The organism is Oscillospiraceae bacterium, assembly GCA_025757985.1.
Lineage (GTDB): Bacteria > Bacillota > Clostridia > Oscillospirales > Ruminococcaceae > Gemmiger.
This window is the reverse complement of the sequence record CP107210.1, coordinates 2,624,527-2,645,012: the sequence shown is the minus strand read 5'-3', so window position 1 is coordinate 2,645,012 and position 20,486 is coordinate 2,624,527. Positions and strand designations below refer to the sequence as shown.

Genomic DNA, 20,486 nt, shown 5'->3' with positions numbered 1-20,486 from the left:
GCGTGACCATTGTCATGCTTCTCTTTTTGTTGAGGATGTACCCTCAAAACTGAATATCGAACCGCTTTTGCAAATAGAGTATCTGATCAAGATGGGGTCAAGCCCTCGACCTATTAGTACACGCTAGCTGAATGAATCACTTCACTTACACTGTGTGCCTATCAACCTTGTAGTCTTCAAGGGGTCTTACCTGATTGACTCAGTGGGATATCTTATCTTAAGGCCGGCTTCACGCTTAGATGCTTTCAGCGTTTATCCGATCCGAACATAGCTGCCCAGCTGTGCCACTGGCGTGACAACTGGTGCACCAGAGGTTCGTCCATCCCGGTCCTCTCGTACTAGGGACAGCGCCTTTCAAATATCCTGCGCCCACGACAGATAGGGACCGAACTGTCTCACGACGTTCTGAACCCAGCTCGCGTACCGCTTTAATTGGCGAACAGCCAAACCCTTGGGACCGAATTCAGCCCCAGGATGCGATGAGCCGACATCGAGGTGCCAAACCTCCCCGTCGATGTGGACTCTTGGGGGAGATCAGCCTGTTATCCCCAGGGTAACTTTTATCCGTTGAGCGATGGCATTTCCACTCACATACCACCGGATCACTAACTCCGACTTTCGTCTCTGCTCGACCCGTCAGTCTCGCAGTCAGGCTCGTTTATGCGTTTGCACTCATTCATCTGGTTTCCGTCCAGATCGAACGAACCTTTGAACGCCTCCGCTACTTTTTAGGAGGCGACCGCCCCAGTCAAACTGCCCACCTGACAATGTCCCCCGCCTCGATTCAGAGGCGCAGGTTAGAATTCCAATGTCGCAAGGATGGTATCCCAACGTCCACTCCACGAACGCCAAAGCATCCGCTTCCCAGTGTCCCATCTATCCTGTGCATGCAACACCGAAACCCAATATCAGGCTACAGTAAAGCTCCATGGGGTCTTTCCGTCTTGTCGCGGGTAACCGGCATCTTCACCGGTACTACAATTTCGCCGGGCGGGCTGTTGAGACAGTGCCCAGATCATTACGCCTTTCATGCGGGTCAGAACTTACCTGACAAGGAATTTCGCTACCTTAGGACCGTTATAGTTACGGCCGCCGTTCACTGGGGCTTCAATTCAATGCTTGCACATCTCCTTTTAACCTTCCAGCACCGGGCAGGCGTCAGCTCGTATACGTCATCTTTCGATTTAGCACAAACCTGTGTTTTTGGTAAACAGTTGCCTGGGCCTATTCTCTGCGGCTCACTCTCGTGAGCACCCCTTATTCCGAAGTTACGGGGTCAACTTGCCGAGTTCCTTAACAACCCTTCTCCCGTTGGCCTTAGAATCTTCTTCCTACCTACCTGTGTCGGTTTGCGGTACGGGCACCTTAGATATACACACAGCTTTTCTCGCCTCTCATCCAGCCGGACTTCGGTACTAAATTTCCCTCGATCACTACCAGAACCAACACCTGGCTCCGACCTTCTGAAAGTGTCCCTGTGCTTAAATCTTTCGGTGGGGACGGAATCTCTACCGTCTGTGCATCGGCTACGCCTTGCGGCCTCACCTTAGCTCCCGCCTAACTTGGAGCGGACGAACCTTCCTCCAAAAACCTGAGGTTTCCGGCCATGTGGATTCTCACCACATTCGCGCTACTCATTCCGGCATTCTCACTTCTGTAAACTCCACAGCCGCTTACGCTACTGTTTCTCCGCTTACACAACGCTCCCCTACCCCGCATCTTACGATGCAGCCTAAGCTTCGGTTTGTATCTTAGCCCCGTTAAATTTTCCGCGCAGAGACGCTCGACCAGTGAGCTATTACGCACTCTTTAAATGAGTGGCTGCTTCTGAGCCAACATCCTGGTTGTCTGCGTATTTCCACATCGTTTTCCACTTAGATACAATTTGGGACCTTAGCTGTAGATCTGGGCTGTTTCCCTTTTGACAATGAGATTTATCTCACACTGTCTGACTCCCATACATCAATACTCCGGCATTCTTAGTTTGATAGGCTTCGCTACCCTCTCGGGCGCTAGGCCATTCAGTGCTTTACCTCCGGGTATCTAATATGAGGCTAGCCCTAAAGCTATTTCGGGGAGAACCAGCTATCTCCGAGTTCGATTGGAATTTCTCCGCTACCCACAATTCATCCGCCGCCTTTTCAACGGAGGTCGGTTCGGCCCTCCATGAAATTTTACTTTCACTTCAGCCTGATCATGGGTAGGTCACCCGGTTTCGGGCCCATTGCATGTTACTGAACGCCCTGTTCAGACTCGCTCTCGCTACGCCTCCAGTCCTTAAGACCTTAAGCTCGCAACATACAATCGCTCGCCGGACCGTTCTACAAAAAGTACCATATCACACGTTGATGTGCTCTATGTGCTTGTAGGCACAAGGTTTCAGGTTCTATTTCACTCCCCTCCCGGGGTCCTTTTCACCTTTCCTTCACAGTACTATACGCTATCGGTCACTGGGTAGTATTTAGGGTTGGAGGGTGGTCCCCCCATCTTCCGACCAGGTTTCACGTGTCTGGCCGTACTCTGGAACTCGCGCAGCTCTCGCCGTTTTCATCTACGTGACTCTCACACTCTTTGGTTGGCCTTCCCATGCCATTCGATTAACAGCTAAAGTCCTAAATGCGGTCCATACCCCGGAAGGATTTCTCCTTCCGGTTTGCCCTCTTCCGCGTTCGCTCGCCACTACTAACGGAATCTCGTTTGATGTCTCTTCCTCGCCCTACTTAGATGTTTCAGTTCAGGCGGTTCCCCTCCTGTACCTATGGATTCAGTACAGGATACCGGAGTATGAACTCCAGTGAGTTTCCTCATTCAGAAATCTCCGGATCAAAGGATGTTTGCTCCTCCCCGAAGCTTATCGCAGCTTACCACGTCTTTCATCGGCTCCCAGTGCCAAGGCATTCTCCTTGCGCCCTTTGTAGCTTGACCGTTGTTTATCTCTCGATAAACATATCTTATTTCAGATTCTCCATTTGCCAACGAGATTTTACCATTTACTGTCGAACTTGCGTTCTTCAGTTCCGCTTGGTGAAATTATAGATTTTAATTTAAAATCAGGAATTTTACATAGCTAATAAAATCTCATTTCGCAGTTCTATATTCAGTTTTCAAGGTACATCTGCCATTCTGGCGAATGGCCTCGACCATCGAGATGTTATACTCCGTTCGACTCTCTTTTCGGGGCTCGTCTCACTCCGTATAACCTTCGTGGTCTCGCATAAAGGATTTGTCGGTTACCCAACACTGGGTAACCAGTGGTGGGCTGAAATGGACTCGAACCATCGACCTCTCGGTTATCAGCCGAGTGCTCTAACCAGCTGAGCTATCAGCCCAAATGGTGGAGATAAAGGGATTCGAACCCTTGACCCCCTGCTTGCAAAGCAGGTGCTCTCCCAACTGAGCTATACCCCCGCGCTACTTGCGTTTCGGGTTTCGCTGTCCCTTATGCTTTTGAGGTTATCTGCAGCCTTTATTCATGGTCGCCTGTTCGGCTCCCTCTAAACAAGGCTATCGGCTCGCTCATCGCTCCGCCGACTTTTGGCCTTTTGAGGCCAAAAGCAAGACCCTCAAAATTGAACAATACTGAAACTTATTCACCTGTCCGAAATGATTTAGACCAGCTAGATCATTTCGTCTGACTCCCTAGAAAGGAGGTGATCCAGCCGCACCTTCCGATACGGCTACCTTGTTACGACTTCACCCCAATCACCAGTTTTACCTTCGGCGGCGTCCTCCTTGCGGTTAGACTACCGACTTCGGGTCCCCCCGGCTCTCATGGTGTGACGGGCGGTGTGTACAAGGCCCGGGAACGTATTCACCGCGGCATGCTGATCCGCGATTACTAGCAATTCCGACTTCATGCAGGCGAGTTGCAGCCTGCAATCTGAACTGAGACGTTGTTTTTGAGTTTTGCTCCACCTCGCGGTCTTGCTTCTCTTTGTTAAACGCCATTGTAGTACGTGTGTAGCCCAGGTCATAAAGGGCATGATGATTTGACGTCATCCCCACCTTCCTCCGTTTTGTCAACGGCAGTCTCGCCAGAGTCCTCTTACGTAGTAACTGGCAATAAGGGTTGCGCTCGTTGCGGGACTTAACCCAACATCTCACGACACGAGCTGACGACAACCATGCACCACCTGTCTCGATGTCCCGAAGGACTTCACTTATCTCTAAGCTATGCATCGGATGTCAAGACCTGGTAAGGTTCTTCGCGTTGCTTCGAATTAAACCACATACTCCACTGCTTGTGCGGGCCCCCGTCAATTCCTTTGAGTTTCAACCTTGCGGTCGTACTCCCCAGGTGGATTACTTATTGTGTTAACTGCGGCACTGAAGGGGTCAATCCTCCAACACCTAGTAATCATCGTTTACGGCATGGACTACCAGGGTATCTAATCCTGTTTGCTACCCATGCTTTCGAGCCTCAGCGTCAGTTGGTGCCCAGTAGGTCGCCTTCGCCACTGGTGTTCCTCCCGATATCTACGCATTCCACCGCTACACCGGGAATTCCACCTACCTCTGCACTACTCAAGGCCAGCAGTTTTGAAAGCAATTTATGGGTTGAGCCCATAGTTTTCACTTCCAACTTGCCGGTCCGCCTGCGCTCCCTTTACACCCAGTAATTCCGGACAACGCTTGCACCCTACGTTTTACCGCGGCTGCTGGCACGTAGTTAGCCGGTGCTTTCTTGTTAGGTACCGTCATTATCGTCCCTAACGACAGGAGTTTACAATCCGAAAACCTTCTTCCTCCACGCGGCGTCGCTGCATCAGGGTTTCCCCCATTGTGCAATATCCCCCACTGCTGCCTCCCGTAGGAGTCTGGGCCGTGTCTCAGTCCCAATGTGGCCGTTCAACCTCTCAGTCCGGCTACCAATCGTCGCCTTGGTGGGCCGTTACCTCACCAACTAGCTAATTGGACGCGAGTCCATCCTAGAGCGAATAAATCCTTTTCCCGCAGATCCATGCGGATCCGTGGGCTTATGCGGTATTAGCAGTCGTTTCCAACTGTTGTCCCCCACTCCAGGGCAGGTTACTCACGCGTTACTCACCCGTTCGCCACTAAGCTGAAAAAAGCAAGCTCCTCTCAGCTCCGTTCGACTTGCATGTGTTAGGCGCGCCGCCAGCGTTCGTCCTGAGCCAGGATCAAACTCTTTATAAATGGTATTTAATCGCCATTTAAAAGCGTTAAATCGCTGTAATCACTCAGACACAATCGCTTGCGTCCTGTATGAATTACTTGTAAATTTGGAATTGATTAACGTGGGTTTCCAAACCCACGATCAAGGTTCCACAAGTTTCAGTTTTGTTCAATTTTCAAGGTCCTGCTGTGCTGTCGCGTCTCCGTGACAGCTTGTATATTATATATCAGAAACGCTTGATTGTCAAGGGGTTTTCTGAAAGTTTTTTGAAGAAGTTTTCTTCAAAAAACGCGTACAAGCTGTTGATAGAAGGGCTTGCCGCGGCTTCCGCCGCGGGACAGCTTGACTATTATAGCAAGTGGTCATACTTTTGTCAATGGGGTTTTTCGGTTTTTTTGACAAATTTTGAGGGAGGTATTTGGGCAAGGTGCATATTGCGGGTGAGGGGAAGCATGACTACTAAATGTGGGTGCGGAGGGGTCAAGACCCCTCCCTACAGGCGGGCGGAGATGGAAAGATTGCCCGATAAAGGGCGTTATCCGCAAGGTTGCCCCTCATCCGGCCCTGCGGGGCCACCTTCCCCCTCAGTGGAAGGCTTGGGGGCGGGTGGGCCGTTGGGTGGGTGGCTACCGCAAGGGTTACGGCCGGGGAAAATATCTGCTTGCGCAATGTGCGGAAAAGCTTTATACTGATATTATAATAATGTATGGGTGGAACGAGCCATGATGAAGATTTACCGCACACAGGATAAGCAGCTGACGCGGGTCGATGATATGAGCGAGGGGACTTGGATCTGTCTGACCAGCCCCACGGACGATGAAGTGCGCCGGGTGGCGGCCACACTGGACATTGAGACAGCCGATATCGTGGCTGCGACCGACCCGGAGGAGTCGGCGCGCATCAGTCTGGAGGACGGCTACACTGTCATCATCGTTGACATTCCCATCAAGGTCGAGGGCGCCGGCGAGGGCGTCTACTCCACGATCCCGCTTGGTATTCTGCTGACGCAGGAGCTGATCGTCACGGTCTGCTCGGCCGATACCGCCGTTATCGGGGATTTTGCCGCCTGCCGGGTCAAGGGCTTCTCCACCCGGAAGAAGATGCGGTTCGTCTACCAGCTGCTCTACCGTGCGGCTACGATGTACCAGCAGGAGCTGCGCCTGATCGACCGCCGCCGTCAGGCCATTGAGAAAAATCTGTCCGGTGAGTTGAAGGACAGCGACCTGATGGAGCTACACGCACTGGAATCCACGCTGGTCTACTTTGCGACAAGTCTGCGGTCCAACGCTACCGTGCTGGACCGCCTGACCCGCTACAAGCGGTTGGAGCAGTACCCTGATGACCGTGAGCTGCTGGACGATGTGATTGTTGAGATCCGGCAGGCCATTGAGATGACCAGCATCTACCGCGATGACATCAAGGGCACTCGGGAGCTGTTCAGCTCGATTCTGGACAACCGTCTGAACAACGCGATGAAGTACCTGACCAGCATCACCCTGCTGATGGCCGTGCCCACCGTCATCAGCGGTTTGTACGGCATGAATGTCCAATCCGATGGTATGCCGTTTGCCAACACCACCGCCGGGTTTGCCATCGTGCTGGCGCTGACGCTGGCTTTGTGCGTGTTTGCGGCGTGGGTGCTGCATAAAAAGCATATGCTGTAAGCGCCGCTGCAAGCACAATTTCAAAAGTCTGCCCCGACCGGCAGGCTTTTTCTGTAACATTTGCGATTCTTTTCCTACTATACTATTAAAAGGAGGGCAAGATCATGGAGGATGCCGCCATCGTGGCGCTCTACTGGGCGCGGGACGAGCAGGCCCTGAGTGAGACCGCCGCCAAATTCGGCGCCTACTGCCGCAAAATTGCCGACAACATACTCCACAGCGCCCACGATGCCGAGGAGTGCGAAAACGACACCTGGCTGGCCGCCTGGAACAGCATGCCCGACAACCGCCCCGCAAGGCTGGCGCCCTATTTGGGGCGCATCACGCGGAATCTTGCGCTTGACCGCTTTGACAAAACCACAGCGCAGAAGCGCGGCTGCGGCCAGAGCTTTGCCCCGCTGGACGAGCTTGCCGAATGTGTAGCTGCGCCGGGCAGCGTGGAGGAAAGCTTTGACGCCGCCGAGACCGGGCGGCTGATCAGCGCGTTTCTGCGCACGCTGCCCGAGGAGACCCGCAACATATTTTTGCGGCGGTACTGGTACTGCGATGCCACCGCCGACATTGCCGCGCGGTACAGCCTGACCGAGAGCAAGGTGCGGGTGACGCTGCACCGCACGCGCGGCAAGCTGGCCGCATACTTACAGGAAAGGGGTGCTGCACTTTGACAGAGCGCGAATTGTTTGAGGCCATCGGCCATCTGGACGATGACCTGATTTTGGCCGCCGACGCGCCGGTGAAAAAGCGCCGCAGGCCGCCGGTGTACTGGCGCAGCCTTGCCGCCGCAGCCGCCTGTGCCTGCATCTTTTTAGGCGGCATAACGGTTTGGCAGCGCAGCGCCATCCCCCACGATGCTGTGATGCTGAGCGCCCAGCCGCCTGAGGCTGCAGCAGCCGAGGCAGCCCCCGATGAGGCGATGGCCGACACCGCCGCCCCGCAGACCGCGGGCAACGCAGAGGCCAACGAGGGGGCGGCCGCCCAAAGCGCTCAGGACACCGCCGAATCGTCCACAGCACTGGGCGTGGCGCGGTGCGTGCAGCTGGACGGTGTGCGGTATTTTGAGTCACCCGCCCAGATTGACTTTGCCGCCGACCGCGACCCCGACGGCGTGATTGCGGACAGTGTGGCGTACGATGCCTTCCCGGAGGCGGACGGATGCTCCAACTTCGGCACGGGGTATTCCTACTGGCTGACCGGGGAGAAATCCATCGTTGTGGAGATCGACAGGGAGTATTTATTGTTTGAAGCGAATTAAAAAAGTGGCCCATGAGCCTGCTTGCTCATGGGTCACTTTTTATTCTTCCTCAAACGCCAGATACCGCTGCGGGTCCCAATGGCAGGCCGATGCCATGTGGGCCAGCAGGCTGTCGCCGGGTGCCAGCGTGTCCAGCTGCAGGTCCTCCGCAATGCGGCCGTCATGCAGGATCAGTGCGCGGTCCAAAAAATGCTCCACATCCTCAATATAATGGGTCGAGAGCAGCAGCGTTTCCCCGCCGGTCAGCGTGGCGCTCATCAGCTTGATGAAATCCCGCCGGGTGAAGGGGTCCTTACCCAAAAACGGCTCATCCATCAGGTAATACGGCACCCGCTTGGCAAAGCCGGCAGCCAGCTCTACCCGTGCGCGCTGCCCGGTGGAAAGCTGCCCGATCGTATCCGTGCCGTGCAGGGCGAAAAATTCCAGAAATTTTTCGTACCGCGCAGGGTCAAACGCGGGGTGCAGGTCGGTCAGCAGCTGACCGTAGGCTGCCACCGTCAGCGCCGGGTAATAGCTGCCCTCGCCGGTGATATAACTGATGCGCTCGTACTGCACCCCGGCAGGCCGGCCGTCCAGCAGCGCTGTGCCCTTGTGCGGCAGAAGCCCCGCAATGCAGCGCAGCATCGTTGTTTTACCAGCACCGTTCTCGCCCAGAATGCCCACGATCTGGCCATCCGGCACAAGGAAATCCGCACCCAGCAGGCCCACAGCCGCGCCGTGGCTGCGGTAGGTTTTCTGCAGGCTTCGCACCTCGATCATAGCTGTCTCCCCCTGTCCTTTTCGTAAAGCTCGTAGCTCATGTAGCGGCGCAGAGTGACCCTGCGCCAGTCCTCGCCCAGCTGCGCGCCCCAATCGCGCTCGGCCCCGGTGTTCAGGCGGCCCCGGTAGCGCGTGCCGCTGCCGTCCAGCGGGCAGACCAGCAGCAGCGTGCCGGTCTGGTATATGTTGTAGGCATTGTCTGTGCCGCCCTCGCCCACCGTGGTGTACTCGGGCGTGGCAATAAGCAGTGCATCACCGGCTGTGTTCAGCACGGCTGCCTCGGCGTTGCGCAGGTAAACGCTTTCCCCCACCGGCAGGCTTTGGTGCAGGGCAAAGCTGCCATTCTCGATGCGCAGCGCAGTCAGATAACCGGAGTAGTCATCGCCGTAGATATGCAGCACGGCATCGCGGTCGGTGCTGCGCGGGAGGGCCACGGCGGAAAAGTCCGCTTGCCCGGCAAACTCCGCCAGCTCCAGATGATCGACCCGCACACCGGCCGCATTGACAAGGTCAGCGCAGGCCTTGTCTACCTTATTTATATAGACGCACAGTGTCAGGCCGTCAGCCATCGGCAGGCCGCAGGCGACCAGCCGGGCATCCTCGGGGCAATAGAACGGTTCCAGCGTGCCAACCTCGGTGGTCGCACACAGTACCTCGCGGTCACCGGCTTTGCCATCGGCGGGCAGCGCCTCAAGCGCCTCGTAGCTGACCGGCGTTGCCCTGTACAGACCCGCCCTGCGGCTGCCGATGGTGCGCTTCCAGACAAGGCCCTGCCCGCCTCCCAAGCCGAACAGCTGCCCGGCAATAAAATCGTAGTCCGTTTCTATGTTCTGCAGCTGCTCGGGGCTGTCGGCCTCATAGTCGTACTGGGAGCTGGTGCGTGTCAGATAACTCGGTGCCTCCGCGCAGGTGGTTACCGCAACAGGCTCGTCCGCCACTGCATCCCGCAGTGCCACGCGCAGCACGCCGTCGGCCATATAAATTTCAGCCATTACGCGGAAAGCGGATGCAGTGCTCTCCAGCTGCCAGCTGTCTGCGTAGGTATGCACACGGCGGGCAGCAGCGTCAACGGCGGCACGGCTTTCCGGCGTCAGCGCGTAGATTGTCCGCATGGTAACACCCGGTGCACCGTAGCGATACTGCTCCTCGTCCCCATCCGGGTCCAGCGCAAAGGCGGTGTCCAGATACCCATCGTGCAGCTCCCAGTAGGTGTGGGCACTGTCCAGCCTGCTCTGGCCGCGCATCGTAAAGCCGCGCAGCGCGGCGGGGTCGCCTGCCAGATCGGTGAGGGTGACATCCAACGCACCGCGCCAGCCCAGCAGCACCCAAAGCGCGCCTGCGGCCAGCAGGGCGGCGGCCAGAACGATTGCTGTCACAAAATTCCGCAGAGATGTTGATTTTTTCGTTTTCATGTCTGGTCACTCCCCTTTCAGGCTGCCTCGCCGCGGCGGATGCTGCGCACCGCCCACCAGACGGTGAGCACAGCCAGCACAGCGGCCGCAGCGATATAGAAGGCATAGCGCGGCTCGTCAAGCAGCCATTCCAGATGCTGCTCGATGCTCACGATATAGAAGCACACCCAAGCGCAGAACAGACCGCTGGCAAAGACGGGCAGCTTGCGCCAGCCGCGCACCGTGTCCAGCGCGGCCAGCATCGCGGCGGACAGGGCCAGAATCCCCAGCAGGATCACTATCTGTGCCGGGCGGCGCGGCAAAAGGCGGGCGAACAGGTTGTTGGCAACGACCTGCTCATACAGGTTGGCGGCGGGCAGCACCGCGCCGTACAGCTGGCGGCGGCGCCAGCCCTCCAGCGCTGTGACGGGGTAAAACTCCACGATGTACCACACAAGCTGCCACGCGGCAAAGACCAGCTCGGCAGCGGCGATCGTGACGGCCTTGGCCGCAAGCTTCTGCCCCGGCGTGCCGGGCAGCGTGGCCCATGTATAGCCGCTGCGGGCGCGGCGGCTGTTGTGGGTGGCCGCCCCCGCTGCCAGCGCGGTGAGCAGGTAGAACCCGAGGTAGACAAAAATCTGCATTGTAGCGTAATAATGGGACGCCAGCCCCAGCCCGGCCGCCCCCGGCTGCGCGGCCCGCCACAGGATGACCGCTGCCTGCTGGGCGGCAAAAACGCCCCACAGTGCCAGCAGACTGCGCCGCGCCAGACGGAAATTCCACGCGGCAAGGGTGAAGGTATGCTGCATCTGGATTCCTCCTTGTGTATTATAAGTATAGTACGCTTAACTTAAAAAAACGAAAGCCTCGTCCTACGCCTCGTCGTCCCAAAGCTCGCTGACCAGCGCAATGACCTTTTTGTAGCTCAGTCGGTTCGCCTTGGCCCGGGCCACAAAATCCTCCACAAGGCCGCGGGTCAGCTCCTCATCAATTTTCTCCCGCAGGGCGGGGGTCAGCCGCAGATAGCTGCCGCTGTTGCCGTCCGTGACGACATAGCCCTCCTCGGTCATCAGGCGGTAGGCCTTTTGGGCCGTGTTTGGGTTGATGCCGGTCTGCGCGGCCAGCTCCCGCCGGCTGGGCATCGGCTCGCCGTCCTGCACCGCGCCCGTCAGGATCTGTCGTTTGAGGTATTCCGCAATCTGCTGGTAGACCGGCGCGCCGTCATGAAATTGCAGCCCGCTGAAATTTACCAAGTGTTCCGCCTCCTTTCCCGGTTTTATATTGTGCTTTAAGTGTATTATACGCATAATACACTTGCTTGTCAATAGGTATCGCCATACTTTGTCCGCGCGCTGCGGTGCGCGGATGCCCGCTGCTTGTGGTTCGGGCCGCCCGCACCCGTCACTTTTTTTCTTTCTCGCGTTCCTTGGCGGCGCTCAGTGCCTCGGGCTTGCGGGTGTCAGGGGTCAGCAGCGTGGCGCGGGTCACGGCAGCGCCGCCAAACCTGCGGCGCAATGCATCGGCGGCGCGGTCGAGCTTTTCCTGCTTGTCGATCCGCGCGGCATCGGTAAAAAGATCCATCTGCTCAAAGTTATCCTCGCCGGTCTTTTCGGCGCTGACGCCCACCAGCCGCACGGGCCGCGCCGGCCACATCTGGCGCATCAGCTCGACCGCCACACGGTAGAGCCGGTCGGTGGAGTTGGTCGGGTTGGGCAGGGTCGTCTGGTGGCTGGTGCGGCGGAACGCATTGTCCACCAGCTGTACCGTCACGACACGGGCGGTCTTGCCGTCCGCCCGCAGCCGCCGCCCGACCGAATCGCAGAGCGCCAGCATCGTGGCGTCCGCCTCCTCGGGGCGGGGCAGGTCGCGGGGCATCGTCACACTGTTGCCGTAGCTGTTGTCGCGGCTGCCCTGCTTTGTCACGGGGTCGGCCTCGCGGCCGTTGGCGTAGTTCCACAGCGTATCGCCGCGCGCCCCGAACAGCGAAACCACCGTGGCCCGGTCCTGTGCGGCCAGATTTCCTATTGTATAAATGCCGCAGCTGTTCAGCTTTTTGGCCGCGCTGGGGCCGACGCCGAACAACTCCCCCACCGGCAGCGGCCACATCTTTTTTTCTACCTCGTACAGATAGAGGGTGTGGACCTTGTCCGGCTTTTGAAAGTCCGAGGCCATCTTGGCAAGCAGGCGGTTGGGGGCGATGCCCACATTGACCGTAAAGCCCAGCTCGCGGTGTACGCGGCGGCGGATCGTGTGCGCCGCCGTCAGCGGCGGGCCGAACAGCGCCTCGGTCCCGGTCATGTCCAGAAACGCTTCGTCAATGCTGTACTGCTCAACATCGGGCGTATAGTCGTTCAGGATTTGGATCAGCGCCTTGCTGTTCTGCACATACCAGTCAAAATCCGGCGGCACGACCGTCAGCCCCGGGCATTTGGTGCGGGCCGCGAACAGGCTCTCCCCCGTTTTGATGCCGTACTGCTTGGCGGGGCCGCTCTTGGCCAGCACAACGCCGTGGCGCTTGGTTTCATCGCCGCCGACCACAGCCGGGATCGTGCGCAGGTCCACCGTGCCGCCGTCCTGCAGGAGCTTGAGCGCCGACCAGGAAAGAAACGCCGAGTTTACATCGACATGAAAGTAGATTTTTGCCATACCGCTTTCCTCCTTGCCGGGCGCTGTTTTTTTGCATGGTATCATTATATCACAAAAAGCTGCGCTTGCATATCCGCGAAAAATGTGCTATAATACATGCATATTTATACACTAGTAACGAATTTTTAAAAGGAGAATGAATATGGACCTCGTAGGGCATGATTTTTTGACATTGCTGGACTTTACCCCCGCAGAGATCGGCGGCCTGCTGGAGCTGGCAGCCGAGCTGAAGGCTAAAAAGAAGGCCGGCATCCCCCATGACACGCTGCGCGGCAAAAATGTTGCGCTGATTTTTGAAAAGACCTCCACCCGCACCCGCTGCGCGTTTGAGGTAGCCGCCCACGATCTGGGCATGGGCACGACCTATCTGGACCCCACCGGCAGCCAGATCGGCAAAAAGGAATCCATCGCCGACACAGCCGAGGTGCTTTCCGGCATGTTTGACGGCATCGAGTACCGCGGCTACGGCCAGTCGATCGTGGAGGAGCTGGCGCTGCACGCCCGCGTGCCGGTGTGGAACGGCCTGACCAACGAGTACCACCCCACCCAGATTCTGGCCGACCTTTTGACCCTGCGCGAGCGCTTCGGCAGCCTGCAGGGGCTAAAGCTCGTCTACATGGGTGACGCCCGCTACAACATGGGCAACAGCCTGATGATCGGCTGCGCCAAGATGGGCCTGCATTTTGTGGCCTGCGCGCCGAAGGCCTACTGGCCGAACCCCGAGCTTGTTGCCCGCTGTGAGGAGTTTGCCCGCCTGAGCGGCGGCAGCGTCACCCTGACCGAGGACACGGATGCCGCAGCCGGGGCCGATGCCGTCTACACCGATGTGTGGGTCAGCATGGGCGAGCCGACCGCCGTATGGGAGGAGCGCATCAACGCGCTGGCCCCCTATCAGGTCAACGCCGCGCTGATGGCCAAGGCCAAGCGCACCGCCGTCTTTATGCACTGCCTGCCGGCCTACCACGACCACAAGACCGCCATTGGCCGGGAAATGGGCGAGCGGTTCGGCCGCGCCGAAATGGAGGTAACGGACGAGGTATTCACCGGCCGCCAGTCCATCGTTTTTCAGGAGGCCGAGAACCGTATGCACACGATCAAAGCTGTCATGGCGGCAACCTTAGGCGCGTAACTTCCTTGCCTTTCCCCCCGGGGAAGGTGGCCGAGCGAAGTTAGATTGGGAGAGGGGCGGCTGCGGAGAGTCCGCCCCTCATCCGTCAGCGGGCGGAGCCGCTGACAGCTTCCCCCGCAGGGGAAGCCGCGCAAACAAAAAAGGCACATCCCAGCGCGGGATGTGCCTTTTCTTTATAAGGAATTACTCCTCAACATAGCCGTACTGCAGGTACCAGTAGCCGTAGGGGCTGTGCCAGGTGCCCTTCAGAGAGGGGCTCTGCAGCCAGAAGTCGTTGTAGTAGGCCACCGGGATGCAGGCGTAATCATTCATCAAGATGTCCTCAGCCTCATGCAGCTTCTGGAAGTGGACGCTCTTGTCAGCAACCTTGGAAGCCTCGACTGCGGCATCAAAGTCAGCGTTGGAGTACTTACCATCGTTGTTGCCGTTGCCGGTGGTGAACAGCTCGATCATGTTGGAGGGATCGTTGTAGTCCATGACCCAGCCGTTACGGGAAGCGTCATAGTCGCCGGCGCGGCGCAGCGGGGTGAAGCTGGCCCACTCGACCTTGTTGATGTTCACGGTGATGCCCAGCTCGCCCCAGGCCTGCTGCAGATACTCAGCAACGGGGGTGTGGTAACCGGCATCGTTGGTGCTGTACTCGATGACGGGGAAGCCTTCGCCGTTGGGATAGCCGGCATCGGCCAGAGCCTGCTTGGCAGCCTCAAGGTTGGCCTCGTAGTCTTCGCTGATGTAGGTCTTGCCGCCGTTGGCGTTGTCGTAGAACATGCCGTTCTCATCGACGATGCCGGGGCCGACCAGATTGTAAGCGGGGGTGTAGGTGCCCTGCATGATGGTGTTGGCAACATAGTCACGGTCGATGGCGAGGCTCAGAGCCTTACGGACATTGACATCGTTGAACGGCTCCTTCTGGTCGTTCAGGCTGACATAGTAGGTGCCCAGGATGGTGTCAACATAGAAGTCCCCGCCGTCCTCAGCCTTGGTCAGGCTGGGGATCTCATCGGTGGGAACATCCTTGACGAGCTGTGCCTCACCGCTGTTGTAAGCGGCGTAGGCGGCGCTGGAATCCTCAAGCAGGAGCAGGGTGATGGTGTCGGAAACGATCTTGGAGGAATCCCAGCCGCCGACATAGTTCGGGTTCTTGGACAGAACAATACGCTCGGAGGGGACCCAATCGGTGATCATGTAGGGGCCGTTGCAGACGTAGGTGTCGGGCTGCGTGCACCATGCATCGCCGTTGGCCTCAACAGTGGCCTGCTGCACAGGGCTCATGGCGGCAAAGGCAGCCAGCTTGTCAAAGTAAGCGCAGGGGTAGCTCAGGGTGACGGTCAGGGTCTTGCCATCCTCGCTGGCAACGACATTCAGGGCGTCGAAGTCAGGCTCGGTGGTCATGTTGCCGCCTGCATCGGGGTTGCCGACGGCATCCTCATAGCCGTCGATCATGCCGACAACGGTCTCGGCATAGGGGGCAGCGGTGTCGGGCGCGGCCAGACGCTTGAAGGAGTACTCAAAGTCCTTCGCGGTCAGGTCGGAGCCATCGCTCCACTTCAGGCCGTCACGCATCGTGAAGGTCCAGACCAGACCGTCATCGCTGACAGTGTAGCTCTCAGCCTGACCGGGGATGACCTCGTTGTTCTGATCGATGAGCAGCAGCGGCTCAAAGACAGTGATCAGCGTGTTGGCGCCGTCGATTGCGCTGTTCAGCGCGGGGTCCAGAGTCTCGGGGTTAGGTCCGTACTCGACAGTGAAACCGTTGGCAGTGCCAGTGCTCTCTTCGCCGGTGGCAGCCTCGGTGGATGCAGCGGTGCTGGTCTCGGTGGAGGCTGCGGAGCTTGCAGAGCCGCCGCAGGCAGCGAGAGAAGCAGCCATGCAGCCGGCCATAGCCACGGCAGCAATGTTCTTCATCTTCATGTGGAATACCCTCCAAATTCATTATACTTTTATACCCAATCCCCCTCGGGGGCGCAGCCCCCAACGGAGTGAATATTTATACTTTACCACCCTAAAGCGGCATTTGCAAGTGTTCTGTAACTTTTGTAACTGTTTTGATAGAAAATCCGTTTGTGTTCCACTCGCGTACAATTCTGTGACACACAAATGAATGTTTCTCTGTCGCGCACATTTTTGGTGAAAGCACAAGGCGGCCGCGGTGAGCCGCCCTGTATAAGTATAAGTCTCAGGCCAAGTGAAGTCAGTCGGCGGACAGATTCTTACTTTACCTTATCCAGATGGTGGCAGGCCGCCCAGTGGCCGCTGCTGACCTCCTTGAACTCGGGCACCTCGGCGGCGCAGCGCTCATCGGCGTAGGGGCAGCGGGTGCGGAAGCGGCAGCCGCTCGGCGGGTTCAGCGGGCTGGGCACATCGCCCTGCAGCACAATGCGGTGGCTCTGGCGGGCCGTCACAGGGTCAGCCACCGGAATGGCCGAGATCAGGCTGCGGGTGTAGGGGTGGACGCTGTGGGCGATCAGCTCAAAGCTGTCGGCCAGCTCGACCAGCTTGCCCAGATACATAACACCGATGCGGTTGGAGATATGCTTGACAACGCTCAGGTCATGCGCGATAAAGAGGTAGGTCAGCCCCATCTCCTGCTGCAGATCCTCAAACATATTGACGACCTGCGCCTGAATCGAGACATCCAGCGCGGAGACCGGCTCATCGCAGACGATGAACTCCGGGTCCACAGCCAGCGCACGGGCGATGCCGACACGCTGACGCTGACCGCCCGAGAACTCGTGCGGGTAGCGGTTGGCATGCTCACTGTTCAGGCCGACACGCTCCAGCAGGGAGATGATCTTGTCGTGGCGCTCCTTGGCGTTGGCGCACAGGTGGTGGATGTCGATGCCCTCGCCCACGATGTCGCCGATCGTCATGCGGGGGTCAAGGCTCGCGTAGGGGTCCTGAAAGACGATCTGCATACGGCGGCGGTAGGGCAGCATGTCCACCGCGATCTTCTTTTTCTTGTCAAACAGCACCTTGCCGTCATAGATGATGGTGCCGTCCGTCGGCTCATACAAACGCAGCAGGGTGCGGCCGGTGGTGGTCTTGCCGCAGCCGGACTCGCCGACCAAACCCAGAGTCTCGCCCTTGCGGATGGCAAAGCTTACATCATCGACAGCCTGCACATACTGCTTGTTCTTGCCCACGCCGCCGGCAGGGAAATACTGCTGCAGGTGCTGTACCTCGACCAGATTCTTCTGCTCACTCATTCGGCCTTGCCTCCTTTCTCAAATTCTTCCTTCTGGCGCAGCCAGCAATAGGTGTAGTGGGTGTCGCTCAACTCGGTCTTGGGCGGCATCTTGTTCAGGCAGACCTTCATGCAGCTCTTGCAGCGCGGCGCAAAGGGGCAGCCGGCCGGCGGGTTGAGCAGGTCAACGGGCTGGCCCTCAATGGGCACCAGACGCTCCTTCTCCTCGGCGTTCAGCTTGGGGATCGAGTTGATCAGGCCCTTGGTGTACTCGTGCTGGGGGTTGTAGAAGATCTCATCGGTCGTGCCGTACTCAACGATGTGGCCGGCGTACATGACGGCGATCTTCTCGCACATCTGGGCAACAACACCGAGGTCATGGGTGATCATGATGATCGACATGCCCAGCTTGTGGCGCAGGTCGTTCATCAGCTCAAGGATCTGTGCCTGAATGGTCACATCCAGCGCGGTGGTCGGCTCATCGGCGATGAGCAGCTTCGGCTCGCAGGCCAGTGCAATGGCGATCATCACGCGCTGGCGCATACCGCCGGACAGCTCATGCGGGTACTGCTTCAGGCGGCGCTCCGGCTCGTTGATGCCGACCAGCTCCAGCAGCTCCTTAGCGCGGGCCCACGCCTCCTGCTTGGTTTTTTTGGTGTGCAGCAGGATGACCTCAACGATCTGGTTGCCGATGGTGTACACCGGGTTCAGGCTCGTCATCGGGTCCTGAAAGATGATCGAAACCTCATTGCCGCGAATCTTGCGGAACTCCTTCTCGGTCATTTTGTCGATCTGGTGGCCGTTGAACCACACCGTACCGCCGACCAGACGGCCGGGGTAGGCGGTCAGGCCCATGATGGAGTAGGCCGTGACAGACTTGCCGGAGCCGGACTCGCCGACAATGCCCAGCACATCGCCCTGATTCATGCTGAAGGAAACGCCGTTCAGCGCCTTGACCTCACCGGCGGGGGTGAAGAAGGACAGGCGTTCGTCCTTGATCTCAAGAATTTTTTCGCTCATGATTCTTCCTCCCTTCCTTTAGCTCTTCAGTTTCGGGTCAAAAGCATCGCGCAGACCATCGCCGAACAGGTTGAACACAAGGATCATGATGCTGATCATCAGCGCGGGCGCGATCAGCAGCATGGGGTAGGTGTTCATGCCCTTGACGGCATCGGTTGCAAGCGAGCCCAAAGACGGCATGGGCGCCGCAACGCCCAGACCGAGGAAGCTCAGGTAGCTCTCGGTAAAGATGGAGGACGGGATCTGCAGGGTGGTGGTGACGATCAGGGTGCCCATGCAGTTCGTCAGCAGATGCTTCTTGATGATGCGGCCGCCGGACGCGCCGAGTGCGCGGGCTGCGGTGACATACTCGCTCTCCTTGAGCGTCAGGACCTGAGAGCGGACGATACGCGCCATGCCGACCCAGTACAGCAGCGCGAAGATGATGAAGATCGACACCATGTTGGGGCCGAGCTTCTGCATCCAGCCGAAGCCGGGCTTGGTGGCCAGACTCTCCAGCGGTTCCTTGATGGCCATGGCCAGCAGGATGATGAGCAGGATGTCGGGGATGGTGTAGAGAATATCGGTGATGCGCATCATGATGTTATCGATCCAGCCGCCCGCAAATGCGGAGATGGCGCCGTAGGTCGCGCCGATGAGCAGGACCAGCACAGAGGCCAGCAGGCCGACGGACAGGGAGACGCGGGTTCCCATCATGACACGCACGGCAAAGTCACGGCCCATACGGTCGGTGCCGAGAATATGCGGAAAGACCTTCTCACCCGCATCGATGAGCTTCTGCTCAGCGGCAGAATACTCAAACGGAGCAAGGTTGTTGCTGCCCTTGATCTGCAGCTCATAGCTGTAGGGCCACAGGGACGGCAGAACATAGGCCATGAAAGCGATCAGCAGGATGACGACCAGACTGACCATGGCGATCTTGTTTTTGCGCAGACGGCGCATGCCGTCCTTCCAGAAGTTGACGCTCTCGCGCATGATGACAAGGCTCTTTTTCTCCTCGTTGGATGCGGGGGCGAAATCCTCCACGTTGAGTTGCAGGCTCAACGGATTCTTTTTCAGATTTTCCATTTTGTCTGCTCCTCCTTACTTCAGCTTGATGCGCGGGTCGATGATCTTGTACAGAATATCAACGACCACATTGGCCACAATGACGAGGGCGGCCAGCAGAATGGTGGTGCCCATGATCATTGTGTAGTCACGGTTGGTGATGGCGGACACAAAGTCGCGGCCCAGACCCGGGATCGAGAAGATCTTCTCGACCACGAAGGAGCCGGTCATCAAGCCGGCCAGCATCGGGCCGACATAGGTGACAACGGGCAGAATGGCGTTGCGCAGCGCATGCTTAAAGAGGATCTTCACGCTGGAAACACCCTTGGCGCGGGCGGTGCGCATGTAGTCCTGCCCCATGACATCGAGCAGGCTCGAGCGCATCAGGCGGGTGATGTAGGCGGTGGGATAGATTGCCAGCGCCGTGACCGGCATGATGTAGGCCGCAGGCTCGTTCAGGCCGACGGTGGGCAGCAGCTTGAGGTTCATGCCGAAGGTGTACAAAAGCACAACGCTGGAGATAAAGCTCGGGATGGCGATGCCGCAGGTGGCAAAGACAATAATAAGGTTGTCAGCCCATTTCCCTCGGTTATACGCAGACAGACAGCCCAGCGGGATGCCGACGCAGAGTGCTACCAGCACGGCCAGACCGGCGGTGCGGGCAGAGACCGGCAGCTTAGAGAAGATGATCTGGTTGACGGTACGGCCGCGCTGCTTTAAGCTCAGGCCCATGTCGCCGTGGACAAGGCTGTTCATATAGTTAAGGTACTGCACCCCCAGGGGCTTGTCCAGACCGTATTTCTCGGCCAGAGCCTGCTGGGCTGCCTTGCTGATGGACTTTTCAGCCACGAACGGACCGCCGGGGACCAGGTTCATGATGAAAAAGGTAAGGGTCGCAACGATGAACACACTGAAAATGCCCATTGCCACGCGCTTGACGATGTACTTCGCCATGGTTTAGTGCCACTCCGTTTCTTATTGGAATACAAATTGGGGTCAATTCCGGGTCAATCCTTCCCTATCCCGCGCTGTACGCACACGCTTGTTCGTGTACGGCGCACACATTGAAGAATAAAAAAGTCGATGGCGGCTGCGGCCCGCAAACGCCATCGCCAATATCCAAGAATTTATTTTATTATAAAATGTTGCAAAGTATTTGTCAATTCTCTGCACCCCAACAATCAACGACAAATGGCCGAAATGCTCTCCCCCGCCCCGCAAAATTTAGGGCAAGTTGCCCATTTGCCTTTTTTTCAA

At 57.9% G+C, this 20,486-nt stretch carries 14 protein-coding genes, 2 tRNA genes and 2 rRNA genes; 4 read left to right on the top strand and 14 right to left on the bottom strand.

Translation table 11 applies throughout. From position 1 onward, the window contains the following. Positions 1-93 precede the first annotated feature (93 nt). The 4 genes from OGM67_12535 to OGM67_12520 all read right to left on the bottom strand — a co-directional run bounded on the left by OGM67_12535 (position 94) and on the right by OGM67_12520 (position 5,157). Positions 94-2,925: ribosomal RNA gene (locus tag OGM67_12535) — 23S ribosomal RNA — on the bottom strand. Between the two features lie 327 nt (positions 2,926-3,252). Continuing rightward, positions 3,253-3,329 (bottom strand) — tRNA-Ile (locus OGM67_12530). A gap of 3 nt (positions 3,330-3,332) precedes the next feature. Next, positions 3,333-3,408 (bottom strand) — tRNA-Ala (locus OGM67_12525). Between the two features lie 235 nt (positions 3,409-3,643). Then, positions 3,644-5,157, bottom strand: a 16S ribosomal RNA gene (locus tag OGM67_12520). Together the 16S and 23S rRNA genes with 2 tRNA genes alongside form the textbook arrangement of a ribosomal RNA operon. Positions 5,158-5,859: 702 nt before the next feature. On the opposite strand from OGM67_12520, the gene OGM67_12515 reads away from it, so the two are divergent. The 3 genes from OGM67_12515 (at position 5,860) to OGM67_12505 (ending at position 8,053) form a co-directional block, all read left to right on the top strand. Continuing rightward, positions 5,860-6,801, top strand: coding sequence for a magnesium transporter CorA family protein (locus OGM67_12515; GenBank protein ID UYJ34383.1), 942 nt, complete (start codon positions 5,860-5,862; stop codon positions 6,799-6,801). A 104-nt stretch (positions 6,802-6,905) separates the two neighbouring features. Then, entirely contained in the window at positions 6,906-7,466 is a 561-nt protein-coding gene (locus tag OGM67_12510) for a sigma-70 family RNA polymerase sigma factor (GenBank protein UYJ34382.1), read from the top strand. After that, positions 7,463-8,053, top strand: coding sequence for a hypothetical protein (locus OGM67_12505; GenBank protein UYJ34381.1), 591 nt, complete (start codon positions 7,463-7,465; stop codon positions 8,051-8,053). Before OGM67_12510 ends, OGM67_12505 begins: the two co-directional genes overlap by 4 nt. 39 nt (positions 8,054-8,092) lie before the next feature. Here OGM67_12505 and OGM67_12500 read toward each other — a convergent pair whose 3' ends face one another. The 5 genes from OGM67_12500 to OGM67_12480 all read right to left on the bottom strand — a co-directional run bounded on the left by OGM67_12500 (position 8,093) and on the right by OGM67_12480 (position 12,849). Beyond that, positions 8,093-8,812 carry an ABC transporter ATP-binding protein gene (locus OGM67_12500; GenBank protein ID UYJ34380.1) on the bottom strand — a complete coding sequence of 240 codons (720 nt, stop codon included), beginning with the start codon at positions 8,810-8,812 and terminating at the stop codon, positions 8,093-8,095. Continuing rightward, a complete protein-coding gene (locus tag OGM67_12495) occupies positions 8,809-10,188 on the bottom strand; it encodes a hypothetical protein (GenBank protein UYJ34379.1) in 1,380 nt (459 codons plus the stop codon). Before OGM67_12495 ends, OGM67_12500 begins: the two co-directional genes overlap by 4 nt. A gap of 53 nt (positions 10,189-10,241) precedes the next feature. Further along, positions 10,242-11,012, bottom strand: coding sequence for a hypothetical protein (locus OGM67_12490; GenBank protein ID UYJ34378.1), 771 nt, complete (start codon positions 11,010-11,012; stop codon positions 10,242-10,244). A 63-nt stretch (positions 11,013-11,075) separates the two neighbouring features. Continuing rightward, a complete protein-coding gene (locus OGM67_12485; GenBank protein UYJ34377.1) occupies positions 11,076-11,456 on the bottom strand; it encodes a GntR family transcriptional regulator in 381 nt (126 codons plus the stop codon). 148 nt (positions 11,457-11,604) lie between these two features. After that, positions 11,605-12,849 (bottom strand): DNA polymerase IV, encoded by a 1,245-nt coding sequence (locus OGM67_12480; GenBank protein UYJ34376.1) that lies wholly within the window; start codon positions 12,847-12,849, stop codon positions 11,605-11,607. Positions 12,850-12,991: 142 nt separating this feature from the next. Here OGM67_12480 and argF point away from each other — a divergent pair, with 142 nt between their 5' ends. After that, complete coding sequence (gene argF, locus OGM67_12475; protein ID UYJ34375.1) at positions 12,992-13,978, top strand: ornithine carbamoyltransferase; 987 nt, start codon at positions 12,992-12,994, stop codon at positions 13,976-13,978. Between the two features lie 183 nt (positions 13,979-14,161). On the opposite strand, the gene OGM67_12470 is transcribed toward argF, so the two are convergent. The 5 genes from OGM67_12470 to OGM67_12450 form a co-directional block, all read right to left on the bottom strand. Beyond that, positions 14,162-15,889 carry a peptide ABC transporter substrate-binding protein gene (locus OGM67_12470; protein UYJ34374.1) on the bottom strand — a complete coding sequence of 576 codons (1,728 nt, stop codon included), beginning with the start codon at positions 15,887-15,889 and terminating at the stop codon, positions 14,162-14,164. A 299-nt stretch (positions 15,890-16,188) separates the two neighbouring features. Continuing rightward, positions 16,189-17,184: an ABC transporter ATP-binding protein gene (locus OGM67_12465; GenBank protein UYJ34373.1), complete on the bottom strand. Its 996-nt coding sequence runs from the start codon at positions 17,182-17,184 to the stop codon at positions 16,189-16,191. Beyond that, positions 17,181-18,182 (bottom strand): ABC transporter ATP-binding protein, encoded by a 1,002-nt coding sequence (locus OGM67_12460; GenBank protein ID UYJ34372.1) that lies wholly within the window; start codon positions 18,180-18,182, stop codon positions 17,181-17,183. The genes OGM67_12465 and OGM67_12460 overlap by 4 nt, the downstream gene beginning before the upstream one ends. Before the next feature lie 18 nt (positions 18,183-18,200). Continuing rightward, the gene (locus tag OGM67_12455) at positions 18,201-19,250 is read right to left on the bottom strand and encodes an ABC transporter permease (protein ID UYJ34371.1); all 1,050 of its coding nucleotides are present in this window, start codon (positions 19,248-19,250) and stop codon (positions 18,201-18,203) included. A gap of 15 nt (positions 19,251-19,265) precedes the next feature. After that, entirely contained in the window at positions 19,266-20,183 is a 918-nt protein-coding gene (locus OGM67_12450) for an ABC transporter permease (GenBank protein UYJ34370.1), read from the bottom strand. Between the last annotated feature and the right edge of the window lie 303 nt (positions 20,184-20,486).

Excerpts from the sequence above, each read along its gene's own strand:
- OGM67_12515 (UYJ34383.1), top strand. The coding sequence starts at position 5,860 with ATGATGAAGATTTACCGCACACAGGATAAGCAGCTGACGCGGGTCGAT.
- OGM67_12510 (UYJ34382.1), top strand. The coding sequence starts at position 6,906 with ATGGAGGATGCCGCCATCGTGGCGCTCTACTGGGCGCGGGACGAGCAG.
- OGM67_12500 (UYJ34380.1), bottom strand. The coding sequence starts at position 8,812 with ATGATCGAGGTGCGAAGCCTGCAGAAAACCTACCGCAGCCACGGCGCG.
- OGM67_12490 (UYJ34378.1), bottom strand. The coding sequence starts at position 11,012 with ATGCAGCATACCTTCACCCTTGCCGCGTGGAATTTCCGTCTGGCGCGG.
- OGM67_12480 (UYJ34376.1), bottom strand. The coding sequence starts at position 12,849 with ATGGCAAAAATCTACTTTCATGTCGATGTAAACTCGGCGTTTCTTTCC.
- argF (UYJ34375.1), top strand. The coding sequence starts at position 12,992 with ATGGACCTCGTAGGGCATGATTTTTTGACATTGCTGGACTTTACCCCC.
- OGM67_12470 (UYJ34374.1), bottom strand. The coding sequence starts at position 15,889 with ATGAAGATGAAGAACATTGCTGCCGTGGCTATGGCCGGCTGCATGGCT.
- OGM67_12465 (UYJ34373.1), bottom strand. The coding sequence starts at position 17,184 with ATGAGTGAGCAGAAGAATCTGGTCGAGGTACAGCACCTGCAGCAGTAT.
- OGM67_12460 (UYJ34372.1), bottom strand. The coding sequence starts at position 18,182 with ATGAGCGAAAAAATTCTTGAGATCAAGGACGAACGCCTGTCCTTCTTC.
- OGM67_12455 (UYJ34371.1), bottom strand. The coding sequence starts at position 19,250 with ATGGAAAATCTGAAAAAGAATCCGTTGAGCCTGCAACTCAACGTGGAG.
- OGM67_12450 (UYJ34370.1), bottom strand. The coding sequence starts at position 20,183 with ATGGCGAAGTACATCGTCAAGCGCGTGGCAATGGGCATTTTCAGTGTG.